The organism is Streptomyces sp. A18 (assembly GCF_059026065.1).
This window is the reverse complement of sequence record NZ_JBWLKL010000027.1, coordinates 16,611-32,361: the sequence shown is the minus strand read 5'-3', so window position 1 is coordinate 32,361 and position 15,751 is coordinate 16,611. Positions and strand designations below refer to the sequence as shown.

The window sequence follows — 15,751 nt, the reverse complement described above, 5'->3', positions numbered from 1 at the left end:
CGATGTGAGCCGCGACAGACGGAGGAGCCGGTGACGGCAGCAGCACAGGAGCCGGGAAGGCAGAGCATGGGCACAGAGGCGGGCAGTACGGGAACCGACGCGGGCGCGTCCTCGGCCACGGACACCGGGGCGGCCACGGGCGTCGGCCGCACCGCGCGCGTGCCCAAGTACTACCGCCTGAAGCGGCACTTGCTCGACATGACCGAGACGCTCCCGCCCGGCACCCCGGTCCCGCCCGAGCGCACGCTCGCCGCCGAGTTCGACACCTCGCGCACGACGGTGCGCCAGGCCCTGCAGGAGCTGGTCGTCGAGGGCCGCCTTGAGCGGATCCAGGGCAAGGGCACCTTCGTGGCCAAGCCGAAGGTCTCCCAGGCGCTCCAACTCACGTCGTACACCGAGGACATGAGGGCCCAGGGCCTCGAACCCACCTCGCAGCTCCTGGACATCGGGTACATCACCGCCGATGACACCCTCGCCGAACTGCTCGACATCAGTACGGGCGGCCGGGTCCTGAGGATCGAGCGGCTGCGCCTGGCCAACGGCGAGGCGATGGCCATCGAGACCACGCACCTCTCGGCCAAGCGCTTCCCCGCCCTGCGCCGCTCCCTGGTCAAGTACACCTCGCTCTACACAGCACTCGCCGAGGTGTACGACGTCCATCTCGCGGAGGCCGAGGAGACCATCGAGACCTCGCTCGCGACGCCGCGCGAGGCCGGCCTGCTCGGCACGGACGTGGGGCTGCCGATGCTGCTCCTGTCGCGGCACTCCCTGGACGGCGGCGGTCAGCCGGTGGAGTGGGTCCGTTCGGTCTACCGGGGCGACCGCTACAAATTCGTGGCCCGCCTCAAGCGCCCCACGGAGTGACCCGCCGTCCGGCGGACTGATCCTCTCCCGGGGGTCTGGCGCAGATCACCCCGCTGCTCTACGTTCCTCCCGTCATCGCATGATGAACGGGAGGACGACCCGGTGCGCACAGCGAGTCCCAGAACAGCCGATCCCCGAACCATCGTCATCTGGACCCTCGTCGCGCTGGTGGGCGCAGCGGGCTGGACCGTCATGGCGCTCTCACGCGACGAGGAGGTGTCGGCGGCCTGGATGGTGGCCGCGGCACTCGGCTCGTACGCCATCGCCTATCGCTTCTACTCCAAGTTCATCGTCAACCGCGTTCTGAAGGTCGACAAGAAGCGTGCCACCCCGGCGGAGCGCCTGGACAACGGCATCGACTATCACCCGACCGACCGCCGCGTCCTGCTCGGCCACCACTTCGCGGCCATCGCGGGCGCGGGACCGCTGGTGGGGCCCGTACTGGCCGCGCAGATGGGCTACTTGCCGGGCACGATCTGGATCATCGTCGGCGTGATCTTCGCGGGCGCCGTGCAGGACATGGTCGTCCTCTTCTTCTCCACGCGGCGTGACGGCAAGTCGCTCGGGCAGATGGCGCGCGAGGAGATCGGTCCGTTCGGCGGGGCCGCCGCGCTGCTCGCCGCGTTCGCCATCATGATCGTCCTGCTCGGGGTGCTCGCGCTCGTCGTCGTCAACGCGCTCGCGGACTCGCCGTGGGGCACCTTCTCCATCGCGATGACCATTCCGATCGCCCTGTTCATGGGGTTCTACCTGCGGATCCTGCGTCCGGGCCGGGTCAGCGAGGTCTCCCTCATCGGGATCACGCTGCTGCTCATCGCGCTCGTCGCCGGGCGCTGGGTCGCCGAGTCGTCCCTCGCGGAGACGTTCACGCTCGCGCCGTCGACGCTGGTCATCTGGCTGGTGGCGTACGGATTCATCGCCTCGATCCTGCCGGTGTGGATGCTGCTCGCGCCGCGCGACTACCTCTCCACGTTCATGAAGATCGGCACGATCCTGCTGCTCGCGATCGGCGTCGTCGTCACGCTTCCGACGCTGAAGATGGACCCTGTGACCGACTTCGCCTCGCGCGGCGACGGGCCGGTCTTCGCGGGGTCCCTCTTCCCGTTCGTCTTCATCACCATCGCCTGCGGGGCCCTGTCCGGCTTCCACGCGCTGATCTCCTCGGGCACGACGCCGAAGATGATCCAGAAGGAGACGCAGGTCAGGATGATCGGCTACGGCTCCATGCTGATGGAGTCGTCCGTCGCGGTCATGGCGCTCATCGCGGCGAGCATCATCGACCCCGGGCTCTACTTCGCGATGAACGCGCCCGCGGGCGTCATCGGGGACAACGTCCAGGCCGCGTCCCAGGCGGTCGCCGGCTTCGGGTACTCCATCTCGCCCGAGGATCTCGCGCAGGCCGCCAAGAACGTCGAGGAGTCCTCGCTGCTCTCGCGCACCGGCGGCGCTCCCACGCTCGCGGTCGGTGTCTCCGAGATCTTCTCGAAGGTCACCGGTGGCTCGATGAAGGCCTTCTGGTACCACTTCGCGATCATGTTTGAGGCGTTGTTCATCCTGACCGCGCTCGACGCGGGCACGCGCGTGGGCCGCTTCATGCTGCAGGACATGCTCGGGAACGTCTACAAGCCCTTCAAGAGGGTCAGTTGGAAGCCCGGACTCATCATCACCAGCGCGGTCGTCACCGGCCTGTGGGGCTACTTCCTGTGGGTGGGCGTGCACGAGCCGCTCGGCGGGATCAACCAGCTCTTCCCGATCTTCGGCATCTCCAACCAGCTCCTCGCGGCGGTCGCGCTCGCCGTCTGCACGACGCTCCTGGTGAAGTCGGGTCGCCTCAAGTGGGCCTGGATCACCGGCATTCCGCTCGCCTGGGACGCGACGGTGACCCTGACCGCGAGCTGGCAGAAGGTCTTCTCCAGCGACCCGCGCGTGGGCTTCTTCAAGCAGCGCTCGATCTACCAGGACGCGATCGAGGACGGAAAGGTCCTACCGCCCGCCAAGTCCATGGACGACATGCACACCGTCGTCACCAACTCCACGGTGGACGGCGTCCTTTCGGCCGCGCTCGCCCTGCTCATCGTCGTCGTGATCGCGGACGCGGCCCGGATCTGCGTGAAGCACATCCGCAACCCGCAGTCGTCGAAGCTGAGCGAGGCCGCGTACGTGGAGTCGAAGATCGTCGAGCCCGCCGGACTCATCCCGACCCAGGAGGAGAAGGCGGAGCTCGCGGCGGCGAGGGAGGCCGAGGACGCGAGGACCCCGTCATGACGTGGGTGCTGCGCGGGATGCGCTGGGTGCGCTGGTACGCACGGGAGTTGACCGACGAGTCCGCGTACGACCGATATGTCGCGCACGCACGGAAGGCGCATCCCGAGGCATCCGTCCCCTCCCGGAGGGAGTTCGAGCGGATGCGGACGGACCGGCAGGAGTCGGACCCCAGGCAGGGATTCCGCTGCTGCTGACCGCGCGTCGACCCCTCCGGCCCCTTACGCGACAGGCGCATCGGCCCGCCCGATATCCGTCCGGTATCCGGACGGGGGTTCCATAGATCAATACTCTCGCTTAGATTTCCCGCACATTAAAGGTGGGATAAGCGAGGGAGCGGAGCCGCCAAGTGTCAGATGCGCCTGAAGTGAGCAGACCGGTGATCACGCCGGTCCGCGTGGTCGTTGCCCTCTGTCTCGTCGCGCCGTTCGTGGCGATGCTCTGGGTGGGCTCCTACGCGAAGGTCGAACCGACCTTCATCGGCATCCCGTTCTTCTACTGGTACCAGATGCTGTGGGTGCTCATATCCACTGTTCTGACCATGATCGCGTACAAGCTGTGGCAGCGTGACCAGCGCGCCCGCAAGGCCGAGCAGGCCCAGGGGGGTGCGACCCGATGAACGAGCTCGCAGCGGACACGGGCGGCGTGAACGGCATCGCCCTCGCCGTCTTCATCTTCTTCTTCATTCTTGTCACGGCCATGGGCTTCCTGGCCGCGCGCTGGCGCAAGGCCGAGACCGAGAGCCTGGACGAATGGGGCCTGGGCGGACGCTCGTTCGGCACCTGGGTCACGTGGTTCCTGCTCGGCGGCGACCTCTACACCGCCTATACGTTCGTGGCCGTCCCGGCGGCGATCTACGCGGCGGGCGCGGCCGGCTTCTTCGCGGTGCCGTACACGATCCTCGTCTACCCGCTGATCTTCACCTTCCTGCCGCGCCTGTGGTCCGTCTCGCACAAGCACGGCTACGTGACCACATCGGACTTCGTGCGCGGGCGCTTCGGCTCCAAGGGGCTCTCGCTGGCCGTCGCGGTCACCGGCATCCTCGCCACGATGCCGTACATCGCGCTCCAACTGGTCGGCATCCAGGCCGTGCTCGACGTCATGGGCGTCGGCGGCGGCCCGGACACGAACTGGTTCATCAAGGACCTGCCGCTCCTGATCGCGTTCGCGGTGCTCGCCGCGTACACGTACTCGTCGGGTCTGCGTGCCCCCGCGCTGATCGCGTTCGTGAAGGACGGCCTGATCTACCTCGTCATCGCCGTCGCGATCATCTACATCCCGATCAAGCTCGGCGGCTTCGACGAGATCTTCCAGGCGGCGAACGACAAGTTCTCGTCGGCGAACGAGGCGGCGGGCAAGCCCGTCGCGGGCCTCGCGCCGGGCCACGCGGGGCAGTGGACCTACGCCACGCTCGCCCTCGGCTCCGCGCTCGCGCTGTTCATGTACCCGCACTCGATCACGGCGACCCTCTCCTCCAAGAGCCGCAACGTGATCCGCCGCAACACCACGATCCTGCCGCTCTATTCGCTGATGCTGGGCCTGCTCGCGCTGCTCGGCTTCATGGCGATCGCGGCCGGGGTGAAGGTCGAGAACGGTCAGCTGGCGATTCCGCAGTTGTTCGAGACGATGTTCCCCGACTGGTTCACCGGCGTCGCGTTCGCGGCGATCGGCATCGGAGCGCTCGTGCCGGCCGCCATCATGTCGATCGCGGCGGCGAACCTCTTCACCAGGAACATCTACAAGGACTTCATCAGGCCGGACGCGACACCGGCGCAGGAGACCAAGGTCTCCAAGCTGGTCTCCCTGCTCGTGAAGGTCGGCGCGCTCGCGTTCGTCCTCACCATGGACAAGACGGTCGCGATCAACTTCCAGCTCCTGGGCGGCATCTGGATCCTGCAGACCATGCCCGCGCTCGTCGGCGGCCTGTTCACGCGGTGGTTCCACCGCTGGGCGCTGCTCGCGGGCTGGGCGGTCGGCATGATCTACGGCACGGTCGCCGCGTATGGCGTCGCGTCGCCGACGCAGAAGCACTTCGGCGGCTCGTCCGAAGAGATCCCCGGCATCGGCGAGATCGGCTACATCGGCCTCACGGCGTTCGTCCTGAACGTGGTGGTCACCGTGGTCGCGACCTTCGTCCTGCGCGCCATGAAGGCCCCTGACGGCATCGACGAGACCTCTCCCGGCGACTACACCGCGGACGCGGGCGACCCGGGTGTCGTGGAGGAGCTGCCGCCGGCCACGGCGGGGGCGCCGGGCGGGCACTGACTCTTCCCCGTACACAACGTGAGCGCGGGCCGCCGGAGGAATCCGACGGCCCGCGCTCACGTGCAGCCTCACGTGGCCTTGTAGAGCTCCGTCCGGACCCGCGCCGCGGCCTTGGCCGCAGAGGAGATCGCCAGGTCCTTGTCGGTGCCCGCGTCCACCATCACGAGCACACCGCCGACCCGCACCTCGGCCTGGTAATGCGGCGTGCCGTCGTACTCGTCGCCGCCCGTGGTCCGCGTGGTCTCCAGGAGGGCGTCGTCGCCGAGGTCCGGCAGCTTTTCGGCGACGTGGTGCTCCTCGACGGGGGCCGCCTCGGTGTCGACGGTGACGCGGGGGCACGCCTCGTTGAGCTGCCGACGGAGTTCGATGTGGCGCTCGGCGCGCTCGGAGGGCATCGAGACCAGGCGCTGGAAGACGTAGGGATCACCCTCGGAGACGGCCCCCGGATCCGGCCGCAGCGTCCGCTCGGCGCTGGCGCCCCGCATACGCCGCAGCTCCCCGCGCTCCTTCTCACCGGCCGGGCAGCCGCTCCAATCCCCGCCCCCGTAGCCCTGGTCGAAGAGACCCGTCGAGGTCTCCGAAGCCGTGGCCTTCTTCCCTGCGGCCGTGGGCAAGAGCAGCGCCGCCTTCAACTCGGCGTCCGTGAAGAGCCGGCGGGGATCGGCGTCACCGTCGACGCCGGCCGCCGCAGTCGGCTCCGGGGGCCGCGCAGGCTTCGTCTCCGCCTTCTCGCCGGCGTCCCCACATCCGGTGAGCAGCATCAGCAACCCCACGGCACAGCCCGCGCCAAGACCTCGCACGCCGTCTCCCCCTGTTCGACGTTCAGTTCGGCCGCCACCCTAGGGGACACACGCGCCGACACAAGATATGGGGCTGCCGCCCAGAGCCAGCACAAGATGTATGCTCGTGCTCGCTGTCGCCGCAGGGGAATCCGGTGCAAGTCCGGAACTGTCCCGCAACGGTGTATGAGTACGCATTTGTCGTGCTCGCAAGTCCGATGACCTGTCGACAGCGTGCCCGTTCCGACCGGTCCGGGTGCCAACGACGTCCGGGCCTCGTGGAATGGGCTGGTGGACGCGGAGCGCAGCCCTGCCCTGGGCGCGCCCCCGTGTGTCACTCGCCCCTCCCCAAGGCTCAGAGCCGAGCGAGGGAGTGCTCCACGTGACCATCGCGCCAGCCGAACCTGCGTCAGCGCAGACCACCGACGAGTCGCAGACCGCCGACGGCCCAGGCACCGCGCTGCTGCGTACCCTGACCGAACTCACCGCCGATCTCCCCGACGCCGACCCGGGCCGGGTCGCCGCCGCCGCGCTGCGCGGCCGTTCGGCGCGGGCCGATGTGGCGGAGCTGCGGGAGCTTGCGACCGAGGCGGCCGCCGGGCTCATCTCCGAGGACCCGACCTACTCGCAGCTCGCGGCCAGGCTCCTGAGCCTCAGCATCCGTGACGAGGCCGCGTCGCAGGGCGTGCGCTCCTTCTCCGACTCGGTCGCCGTGGGCCACCGCGAGGGCCTGATCGCGGACCGCACCGCCGCGTTCGTCGCCGACCATGCCGAGCACCTGGACGGTCTCGTCGAGGCGGCCCTGTCGGACGGCGCCGACTTCCGCTTCGGATACTTCGGCCTGCGCACCCTGCACAGCCGCTATCTCCTTCGCCATCCGATCACCCGGCACGTCATCGAGACCCCGCAGCACTTCATGCTGCGCGTCGCGAGCGGCCTCGCCGAGGACGGCTCCCCGCGCTCGGTGGACGAAGTCGCCGCCCTGTACCGCCTGATGAGCCGCCTGGACTACCTGCCGTCCTCGCCGACGCTCTTCAACTCGGGCACCCGCCACCCGCAGATGTCCTCCTGCTACCTCCTCGACTCCCCGCTGGACGAGCTGGACTCCATCTACGACCGCTACCACCAGGTCGCGCGCCTCTCCAAGCACGCGGGCGGCATCGGCCTCTCGTACTCCCGCATCCGCGCCCGCGGTTCGCTGATCCGCGGCACGAACGGCCATTCCAACGGCATCGTGCCGTTCCTGAAGACCCTGGACGCCTCCGTCGCCGCCGTGAACCAGGGCGGCCGCCGCAAGGGCGCCGCCGCGGTCTACCTGGAGACCTGGCACGCCGACATCGAGGAGTTCCTGGAGCTGCGCGACAACACGGGCGAGGACCAGCGGCGCACGCACAACCTCAACCTCGCGCACTGGATCCCGGACGAGTTCATGCGCCGGGTCGCCGCGAGCGAGGACTGGTCACTGTTCTCGCCGGCCGACGTGCCCGAGCTCGTCGACCTGTGGGGCGAGGAGTTCGACGCCGCCTACCGCAAGGCCGAGGCGGACGGGCTCGCCCGCAAGACCATCCCCGCCCGTGACCTCTACGGCCGCATGATGCGCACCCTCGCGCAGACCGGCAACGGCTGGATGACGTTCAAGGACGCCGCCAACCGCACCGCCAACCAGACGGCGGAGCCCGGCCACACGGTGCACTCGTCCAACCTCTGCACGGAGATCCTGGAGGTGACGGACGACGGGGAGACGGCCGTCTGCAACCTGGGTTCGGTGAATCTCGGCGCCTTCGTGGACACCGCCGCGGGCGACATCGACTGGGAGCGGCTCGACGAGACCGTCCGTACCGCCGTCACGTTCCTCGACCGTGTGGTCGACATCAACTTCTACCCGACCGAGCAGGCCGGGCGCTCGAACGCCCGGTGGCGCCCGGTGGGCCTGGGCGCGATGGGTCTGCAGGACGTCTTCTTCCAGCTGAAGCTGCCCTTCGACTCCCCTGCCGCGCGCGCCCTCTCGACGCGCATCGCCGAGCGGATCATGCTCGCCGCGTACGAGGCGTCGGCCGACCTCGCCGAGCGCCCCCAAGCGCCTTCGGCAGGCTCCGGTGCAGAGGGGACCCCCATCGGCCCGCTGCCCGCCTGGGAGAAGACCCGCACCGCGCGCGGCGTCCTGCACCCCGACCACTACGGCGTCGAGCTGACCTGGCCGGAGCGCTGGGCCGCGCTGCGGGAACGTATCGCCGTGACAGGCATGCGCAACTCGCTGCTGCTCGCGATCGCGCCGACCGCCACGATCGCGTCCATCGCGGGCGTGTACGAGTGCATCGAGCCGCAGGTCTCCAACCTCTTCAAGCGCGAGACGCTGAGTGGTGAATTCCTCCAGGTCAACGCCTACCTGGTGCAGGAGCTCAAGCGGCTCGGCGTCTGGGACGCGCAGACCCGTGAGGCGCTGCGCGAGGCCAACGGCTCGGTACAGGGCTTCAGTTGGATCCCGGCCGAGGTACGCGAGCTCTACCGCACCGCGTGGGAGATCCCGCAGCGCGGCCTGATCGACATGGCCGCCGCGCGCACGCCGTTCCTGGACCAGGCGCAGTCCCTGAACCTGTTCCTGGAGACACCGACCATCGGCAAGCTCTCCTCGATGTACGCGTACGCCTGGCAGTCGGGCCTGAAGACCACGTACTACCTGCGTTCGCGCCCGGCGACCCGGATCGCCCGCGCGGCGGCGGGCCGCGCCGAAGCCGCCGAGCCCGCCCCCGTACCCGCCCAGGCATCGGCCGAAGACGCCGTCGCCTGCTCCCTGGAAAACCCCGAGTCCTGCGAGGCCTGCCAGTAATGAGCTCCACCACCAACGCCGAGAAGAACCTCCTCGACCCGGGCTTCGAGCTGACCCTGCGTCCCATGCGCTACCCGGACTTCTACGAGCGCTACCGGGACGCGATCAAGAACACCTGGACCGTGGAGGAGGTCGACCTCCACTCGGACGTCGCCGACCTCGCCAAGCTCTCGCCCGGCGAGCAGCACATGATCGGCCGCCTGGTCGCGTTCTTCGCGACCGGCGACTCGATCGTCTCCAACAACCTGGTCCTGACGCTCTACAAGCACATCAACTCCCCCGAAGCCCGGCTCTACTTGAGCCGTCAGCTCTTCGAGGAGGCCGTGCACGTCCAGTTCTATCTGACGCTGCTCGACACGTATCTGCCCGACCCACAGGACCGCGCGGCGGCCTTCGACGCGGTCGAGGAGATCCCCTCCATCCGCGAGAAGGCCGAGTTCTGCTTCCGGTGGATGGACTCGGTCGAGAAGATGGACCGCCTGGAGAGCAAGGCCGACCGGCGCCGCTTCCTCCTGAACCTGATCTGCTTCGCCGCGTGCATCGAAGGGCTCTTCTTCTACGGTGCGTTCGCGTACGTCTACTGGTTCCGCTCGCGCGGCCTGCTGCACGGCCTCGCCACCGGCACCAACTGGGTGTTCCGCGACGAGACGATGCACATGAGCTTCGCCTTCGACGTCGTCGACACCGTCCGCAAGGAGGAGCCGGAGCTCTTCGACGACGCGCTGCAGACGCAGGTCACGGACATGCTCAAGGAGGCCGTCGAGGCCGAGCTGCAGTTCGCGCGCGACCTGTGCGGCGATGGCCTGCCCGGCATGAACACCGACTCCATGCGCGAGTACCTCCAGTGCGTCGCCGACCAGCGGCTCCAGCGGCTCGGCTTCGCGCCGGTCTACGGCTCCTCAAACCCGTTCTCGTTCATGGAGCTCCAGGGAGTCCAGGAGCTGACCAACTTCTTCGAGCGGCGTCCTTCGGCCTACCAGGTCGCGGTCGAGGGTTCGGTCTCCTTCGACGACGACTTCTAGTCCCACCGGCCCGTGAGGGCTGCGCGAGGCGGCGTCCCCCGCCTCGCGCAGCTCGCGGTCGATCCGGCGGTCGTGGACGTACCCGACGAGCGAGGGTGCGGCCAGCAGGAGGAGGACGGTCAGGACGGTCGCGTAATCGACGAATGCGTTCATGTCCTCACTGTCCTGCGCGCCGGACTCCGGCGGCAGTGGCAGGACTGCCACACACCATCGACTTGCTGCCAACCGTGCGGCACACTGCGGGCATGCTGAAAAACGTGGCCGCCGTGCTGCTCGACGGCGTCAATCCCTTCGAACTCGGCGTCGTCTGCGAGGTGTTCGGCCTCGACCGGAGCGACGAGGGGCTTCCGGTGTACGACTTCGCGGTGGTCGCCGCGGAGAGTGGTCCCCTGAGCAATCACGCCGGGTTCTCGATCACCACTCCGTACGGCCTCGACCGGCTCGAAGAGGCCGATCTCATCGCCGTGCCCGCGGGCCGGTCGTTCGTGGACCGCGCCTACCCCGAGGACCTGCTCGCCGCCCTGCGCCGCGCGGTGGACCGCGGGGCGCGTGTCCTGTCCGTCTGCTCCGGCGTCTTCGTGCTCGGCGCCGCGGGGCTGCTCGACGGCCGCCGCTGCGCGGTGCACTGGCAGCACTCCGCGGAGCTCGCGGTGCGCTATCCGCGCGCCCGGGTCGAGCCCGACGTCCTGTACGTGGACGAGGGCCCCGTCATCACGTCGGCGGGCACCGCCGCCGGGATCGACGCCTGCCTGCACATCGTGCGCCAGGAGCACGGCACGGAGGTCGCCAACGCCATCGCGCGGCGCATGGTCGTGCCGCCCCACCGCGACGGCGGCCAGGCACAGTTCGTGTCGCGCCCACTGCCGCGCACGGCGTGCGACACCGTGGGCGGTGTGCTCGCCTGGATGGAGCGGCATCTGGACACGGACATCACCGTCGAGCGGCTCGCCGAGCGCGCGCACATGTCGCCGCGCACCTTCGCGCGCCGCTTCCAGCAGGAGACTGGCACCACGCCCTACCGCTGGCTCCTGCGCCAACGGGTGCTCCTGGCACAGGAGTTGCTGGAGGGCTCGGACGAGACGGTGGACGCGATCGCCGGGCGTGCCGGTTTCGGCAACGCCGCGGCGATGCGCCACCAGTTCCTGCGGGCGCTCGGCACCACGCCGAACGCCTACCGCCGCACCTTCCGCGGTCCTGGCGTCAGCGCCGCTCGGCGCGCAGAACCAGACGCTTCGGATGCAGCGTGATGCCGATCTTCGTGTCCGTGTCGGTCTCCTCGACGGGCGCGAGGTGCCACTTCGGGGCCACCGTCGCCAGGATGATGGCGAGCTCGGCCAGGCTGAAGTGGTCCCCCGGGCACTTTCGGTTGCCGACACTGAACGGCATCATCGCGAACTCCGGGACGCTACTGGCGCGTTCCGGATTCCAGCGGTCCGGGTCGAACTCGAGATGGTGCTCGAAGGAACGCGGATCGCGTTGCATCGCGTACACGCTGTAGACGATGTCCGCGTCGGCCGGAATGCGGTAGCCACCGAGGTTTGTCTCGGCTACTGACCGGCGGGTGAATATCCAAGCGGCGGGCCGTATGCGCATGGCCTCCGTGACGACATTCCGGGTGTGCGGAAGGTCCCCCAGATCGGCGAATGTGATCTCCCGATCCGGCGCGACGGAATTTACCTCTTCAACCAATCGCCTTTCCTGCTCGGGGTGTTCGGTCAGCAGGTTGAACGTCCATGCCAGGGTCGACGCGACATTCTCGGCACCCGCCACGACAAGAGAGACCACATGGTCGTGGACCTCCTGATCGCTGAGCGGCTGCCCTGTTTCATCGCGGGCCCGCAGCATTTCGGCCAGCAGGTCGTCCTGGCCCAAATCCGTCGCCCTGCGTTCGGCGATGATCTCGTCGACCAGTGCGTGCAGATCGGCGAGCGCGTTCTGGAAGCGGCGGTTGCCCTGGGTCGGCACGCGGTACAGCGGTCCGACGGACAGGACCATCCGACGGTAGAGCCCCTCGAAGACGGTGTGCAGCGAATCCGCGATGCGGTCCGCCTTCTCGCCGATCGAGTCGACCTCAAGGAGCGAGCGGGACACGATGCGCACGGCGGTGCGGAACATCTCCGCACTGACGTCGACCGTGTCGCCCGACCGCCAGCGCGCGGCCGTGGCGCGGGCCTCCTCCTCCATCACCTTGGCGTAGTCGGCGATCCGCTCGGGCCTGAACGCGGGCTGCATCATGCGCCGTTGACGCCGGTGCAGCTTGCCGTTGCTGGTCGCCACGCCCTTGCCGAGGAGCACCTCCAGGGTGTCCCAGAGCGGCCCCCCGACGATGTACTCGGGGCTCTTGAGCATCTGCCCGACGAGCTCCGGGTCGCAGACCGCGTACGCCGTCCTGGGTCCCAGCCTGATCCGTACGAGATCACCATGGTCCCGCAGCGCGGCCAGGAAGCCGAGCGGGTCGCGCACCAGGTTCCAGGCGTGGCCGATGAGCGGTGCGCCACCGCTCACGAGCGGTGGAATCGTCGTGGGTATCGCGGATTCGACGCTCATTCCTCACCTACCAAATCGTTTCCGGCCATGTCGCTCGTCGCCGCGTCGCTCACATAAGGGGGAATGGACCTGTCGTCCCAGCTGTCCACCCGATAGCGACCGGATTCGTGATGGAACCAGTAAACGGATGAGAACCAGTTCCGCATGTTGAAGACGCAGGATTCCACCGCGTCCGAGAGTTCCTTTCCCTTCGTGCTTCCGTCGGCCAATCGCCCGGCGAGACACAGCACTTCCTTTTCCGCCGCGAGGAAATCCGATATGCAGCGGGTAACCCGCCGGTGGACTTCCGAAACGGCCGCTTCGAGGGACAATCCCTCGTGCTGGATCAGACTGATCCCGAGATTGTGCAGTTCATCTCCCGCGAGTTCCTTGGGAAGTGAGCACAGGTCGTTGTACCAGGCGGAGAAATCCTGCGTGGCGAGCGCCGCCCGCCGATATGCCGGATGCTTCCGCACTTCCCGCGGCAGTTCGTACCGCGCCGTGGGTTCGAGCAGGTCGATCCACGTCCAGTGGGCGAACGTCAGCCTCCGCAGCTCGATGTACGCCTCGACCGTCGGGACCGTGCCGGTCCTGCGGTTCCTGAACTCCAGGTCGTACGCCTCGATCACGCTGTGGAAGTGCCGCGCGAACCGGGCGTTCCAGCTGGCCCCGAGGTGCGAGTACAGCCTCAGGACGCAGTCCGCGAACCCCGCGACCAGAGGGTCGCGGTGGTGCAGTTGCTGCCTGGGCGCCCGGAGCGTCTCGTGGAGCCCGCGGCACAACCGGCGCCACTGCGCCGCCCTGCCGTGCACCGAGTCGCGGTCGTGCCGGTCGTCCCACGCGAAGAACCAACTGCTGAGGTCGGCTATCGCGCTGAGCAACTCGTCGGGCGCGCCAATGTAGTAGCCGGCCACCAGGTCGGTGTAGCACAGGCTGTCGGCGTACCTCTCGACCTTGTCCGCGGGCATGAGGCGCATTTCGCGCAGCCATGTCCTGGACTTCTCCTGAAGTGTCGGCCAATACGGATGAAGTCGTCGTGGAAAATCCGCCTCGATCACCGGAAGCGCCAGCGCCGGTGGCACGGATACCGCCGGTGTCTGCGGCTGTGTCGGTGAAGTGCCATATGAATATGCAGGCACGAAGAAGCCCCTCTCAGCAGCCTGAGGACGTGCGCCCCTCCCGCCGTACCGGGCGCGCGCCGTTGCGGATCCCCGCGCTTTCCATTCAGCACCACAACTGACCGTTCAGGGAACAGATTTGCGCCATTCACTACCCCCCAGCGCCGAGAAAATTCCCGTAGGTGACTGATTCTGGATCATCGTGAGCCTGATTTGCTCGCACATCTGACCGGGATCTGCACAGCACATGCGAACGGCCCCCGGCCGGGAGGGAGTTCCCGGCCAGGGGCCGCAGGTGGCTCGCGGTGCGCGCGTGCCTGGAGTCGACTCGGTCGTTCGACGCGACGGTCAGTCGTTCGGCACGACGGGGTAGCGCGGTGTGCCCTCTTCCATCTGCCGCAGCGCGTCCTTGCGGTCGCGCTTGGACAGACGGTCGATGTAGAGGTAGCCGTACAGGTGGTCCGTCTCGTGCTGCAGGCAGCGCGAGAAGTAGCCGGTGCCCCGCACCTTGATGGGGTTGCCCTTCTCGTCCTGCCCGGTCACCTCGGCGTAGTCCGGGCGGGCCAGGTCGGCGTAGGCCGTGGGCACGGAGAGGCAGCCCTCGCCCGCCTCGTCCAGGCGGCGCCGGTCCGCGGGGAGCTCGCGCACGACGGGGTTGCAGACCACGCCGACGTGCCGCTTGCCCTCGTCGTCCATGCAGTCGTAGACGAAGACCTTCCGGTCGACGCCGATCTGGTTGGCGGCCAGGCCCACGCCCTCGGCGGTCCGCTGGCTCGCGAACATGTCGTCGACGAGCTGCGCGAGCTCGTCGTCGAAGGCCGTGACGTCCTTGCACTCCTTGTGCAGCACAGGGTTGCCCACGACCGTGATGGGCCGGGACGTGCCGCGCTCGCGGTAGGCCGTCTCCCGCTCCTCGCAGTCCTCCGTGTCGATGACGAAGCCCTCGTCGTCTACGGGGAGGACCCCGCCCGAGGCCTGCTGCTCAGTGTCCTGCGCCATTGTCCGACGTACGCCTTCCTGGGAACCCACAAGAGATGGTGCCGGTACAGCCTACGGCCAGGAGTCAGCAGACCTCTTCCAGATCCCGCCAGTCACGGGAGTCCGGGCTGTCCGCGACCCAGCCGTCGAGCAGCCCGCGCACCAGTGCGGCGGGCGCGGCGATGCCGCACTCGCGCTCGGGCACCCACAGGGCGCCGGGGCTGCGGTGGCCGAGCGGCCCGGGGTGGCCCGGTTCGCTGTGGTCGTGCGGGTCCAGGTGCTCGCCGTCGCCCTCGTCGCTCGGCATACGGCTCTCGGAGCACATGCGACAGAGCAGCCGCACGGACGACGACCAGTCCTCGGCCGCGAAGCCCGCGTCCGCCGCGAGCTTCTCCAGGGCGTCCCGGTCGTCCTCGGTGGCGGCCTCCAGGAGAACCACCCAGGTCGGGACGGGCGAGGGCGCCCACAGCTCGATCTCGTCGAAGACGGGGTACGAATCCCCGGCCCCCGTCGTCCGCTCGCCGTGCGGGACACCGTCGTGCAGCACGACCTCGCCCCAGCGGCGCCCGGAGGAGGGCAGCGGGATGGAGAGAACCTCGATCCGGGCCGGATCGAGCCTGCGCCCCCACACGACCTCGGCCTCGCCCTCGGGCGAGAGCCGCACGGCGGCGCTGCCCAGGTCCATGCCGGTGGGCTCACCGGAGGCGGCCACACCGCCCGGGACGCGCAGGCCGTACGCCTGCCAGGCCCGCCGGGCAAGGGGCCAGTCCTGCAGCGCGGTGGCGGCGATCCCCACGTTCCACCAGTCGGGGGCGCCCGCCGACCGGTCGAGCAGCGCGACGGCCCGCAGGCCCGCGGCCCGCGCCTGCTCCCAGTCGTGCCGGAACTTGTGGAGCAGCGCGAGGTTGAACCAGGACTCCGAGAGCCACGGCTCGAGATCCGCCGCGCGGGTAAGCAGCGCGCCCGCGTCCTCGTACCGCCCGTCGCCGATCAGCGTGAAGGCGCGGTCGGTGGCCTGCCGCCATGAGGCGGAGGGCCGGTGCCGTCCCTTGCCGAAGATCCTCACGATTCCCGCCTGCCGATACTCAAGTTCCTGCGTTCCGATGTGCC

At 68.9% G+C, this 15,751-nt stretch carries 13 protein-coding genes and 1 riboswitch; of the genes, 8 read left to right on the top strand and 5 right to left on the bottom strand.

Annotation, left to right across the window (positions count from 1 at the left end; all coding sequences use genetic code 11):
- The first annotated feature begins 66 nt into the window (after nucleotides 1-66).
- The 5 genes from AC5P1C_RS31015 to mctP all read left to right on the top strand — a co-directional run bounded on the left by AC5P1C_RS31015 (nucleotide 67) and on the right by mctP (nucleotide 5,391).
- Nucleotides 67-864: a GntR family transcriptional regulator gene (locus AC5P1C_RS31015; protein ID WP_493869334.1), complete on the top strand. Its 798-nt coding sequence runs from the start codon at nucleotides 67-69 to the stop codon at nucleotides 862-864.
- A gap of 102 nt (nucleotides 865-966) precedes the next feature.
- Nucleotides 967-3,129, top strand: coding sequence for a carbon starvation CstA family protein (locus AC5P1C_RS31010; protein WP_493869264.1), 2,163 nt, complete (start codon nucleotides 967-969; stop codon nucleotides 3,127-3,129).
- The gene (locus tag AC5P1C_RS31005) at nucleotides 3,126-3,323 is read left to right on the top strand and encodes a YbdD/YjiX family protein (protein ID WP_493869263.1); all 198 of its coding nucleotides are present in this window, start codon (nucleotides 3,126-3,128) and stop codon (nucleotides 3,321-3,323) included. The genes AC5P1C_RS31010 and AC5P1C_RS31005 overlap by 4 nt, the downstream gene beginning before the upstream one ends.
- Before the next feature lie 152 nt (nucleotides 3,324-3,475).
- Complete coding sequence (locus tag AC5P1C_RS31000) at nucleotides 3,476-3,745, top strand: DUF3311 domain-containing protein (protein ID WP_493869262.1); 270 nt, start codon at nucleotides 3,476-3,478, stop codon at nucleotides 3,743-3,745.
- Complete coding sequence (mctP, locus tag AC5P1C_RS30995; protein WP_493869261.1) at nucleotides 3,742-5,391, top strand: monocarboxylate uptake permease MctP; 1,650 nt, start codon at nucleotides 3,742-3,744, stop codon at nucleotides 5,389-5,391. Before AC5P1C_RS31000 ends, mctP begins: the two co-directional genes overlap by 4 nt.
- A gap of 68 nt (nucleotides 5,392-5,459) precedes the next feature.
- Here the strand turns inward: mctP and AC5P1C_RS30990 are convergent, their stop codons facing one another.
- Complete coding sequence (locus tag AC5P1C_RS30990; protein ID WP_493869260.1) at nucleotides 5,460-6,191, bottom strand: hypothetical protein; 732 nt, start codon at nucleotides 6,189-6,191, stop codon at nucleotides 5,460-5,462.
- Between the two features lie 100 nt (nucleotides 6,192-6,291).
- A riboswitch (cobalamin riboswitch) is annotated at nucleotides 6,292-6,415 on the top strand.
- Between the two features lie 137 nt (nucleotides 6,416-6,552).
- Between AC5P1C_RS30990 and AC5P1C_RS30985 the strand changes: the two genes are divergently transcribed.
- From AC5P1C_RS30985 to AC5P1C_RS30975, 3 genes are all read left to right on the top strand, one after another.
- Nucleotides 6,553-8,997, top strand: coding sequence for a ribonucleoside-diphosphate reductase subunit alpha (locus tag AC5P1C_RS30985; RefSeq protein ID WP_493869259.1), 2,445 nt, complete (start codon nucleotides 6,553-6,555; stop codon nucleotides 8,995-8,997).
- On the top strand, nucleotides 8,997-10,019 hold the full coding sequence (locus tag AC5P1C_RS30980) for a ribonucleotide-diphosphate reductase subunit beta (RefSeq protein WP_493869258.1): 1,023 nt from the start codon (nucleotides 8,997-8,999) through the stop codon (nucleotides 10,017-10,019). Before AC5P1C_RS30985 ends, AC5P1C_RS30980 begins: the two co-directional genes overlap by 1 nt.
- Nucleotides 10,020-10,264: 245 nt before the next feature.
- Complete coding sequence (locus AC5P1C_RS30975) at nucleotides 10,265-11,266, top strand: helix-turn-helix domain-containing protein (RefSeq protein ID WP_493869257.1); 1,002 nt, start codon at nucleotides 10,265-10,267, stop codon at nucleotides 11,264-11,266.
- Here AC5P1C_RS30975 and AC5P1C_RS30970 read toward each other — a convergent pair.
- The 4 genes from AC5P1C_RS30970 to AC5P1C_RS30955 form a co-directional block, all read right to left on the bottom strand.
- Entirely contained in the window at nucleotides 11,220-12,566 is a 1,347-nt protein-coding gene (locus AC5P1C_RS30970) for a bifunctional albaflavenone monooxygenase/terpene synthase (RefSeq protein WP_493869256.1), read from the bottom strand. The two genes, AC5P1C_RS30975 and AC5P1C_RS30970, sit on opposite strands and share 47 nt — an antisense overlap.
- A complete protein-coding gene (cyc1, locus tag AC5P1C_RS30965) occupies nucleotides 12,563-13,684 on the bottom strand; it encodes an epi-isozizaene synthase (RefSeq protein WP_493869255.1) in 1,122 nt (373 codons plus the stop codon). The genes AC5P1C_RS30970 and cyc1 overlap by 4 nt, the downstream gene beginning before the upstream one ends.
- Nucleotides 13,685-14,011: 327 nt before the next feature.
- Nucleotides 14,012-14,662: a peptide deformylase gene (gene def, locus AC5P1C_RS30960; RefSeq protein ID WP_493869254.1), complete on the bottom strand. Its 651-nt coding sequence runs from the start codon at nucleotides 14,660-14,662 to the stop codon at nucleotides 14,012-14,014.
- A 64-nt stretch (nucleotides 14,663-14,726) separates the two neighbouring features.
- Complete coding sequence (locus AC5P1C_RS30955; protein ID WP_493869253.1) at nucleotides 14,727-15,707, bottom strand: tetratricopeptide repeat protein; 981 nt, start codon at nucleotides 15,705-15,707, stop codon at nucleotides 14,727-14,729.
- Between the last annotated feature and the right edge of the window lie 44 nt (nucleotides 15,708-15,751).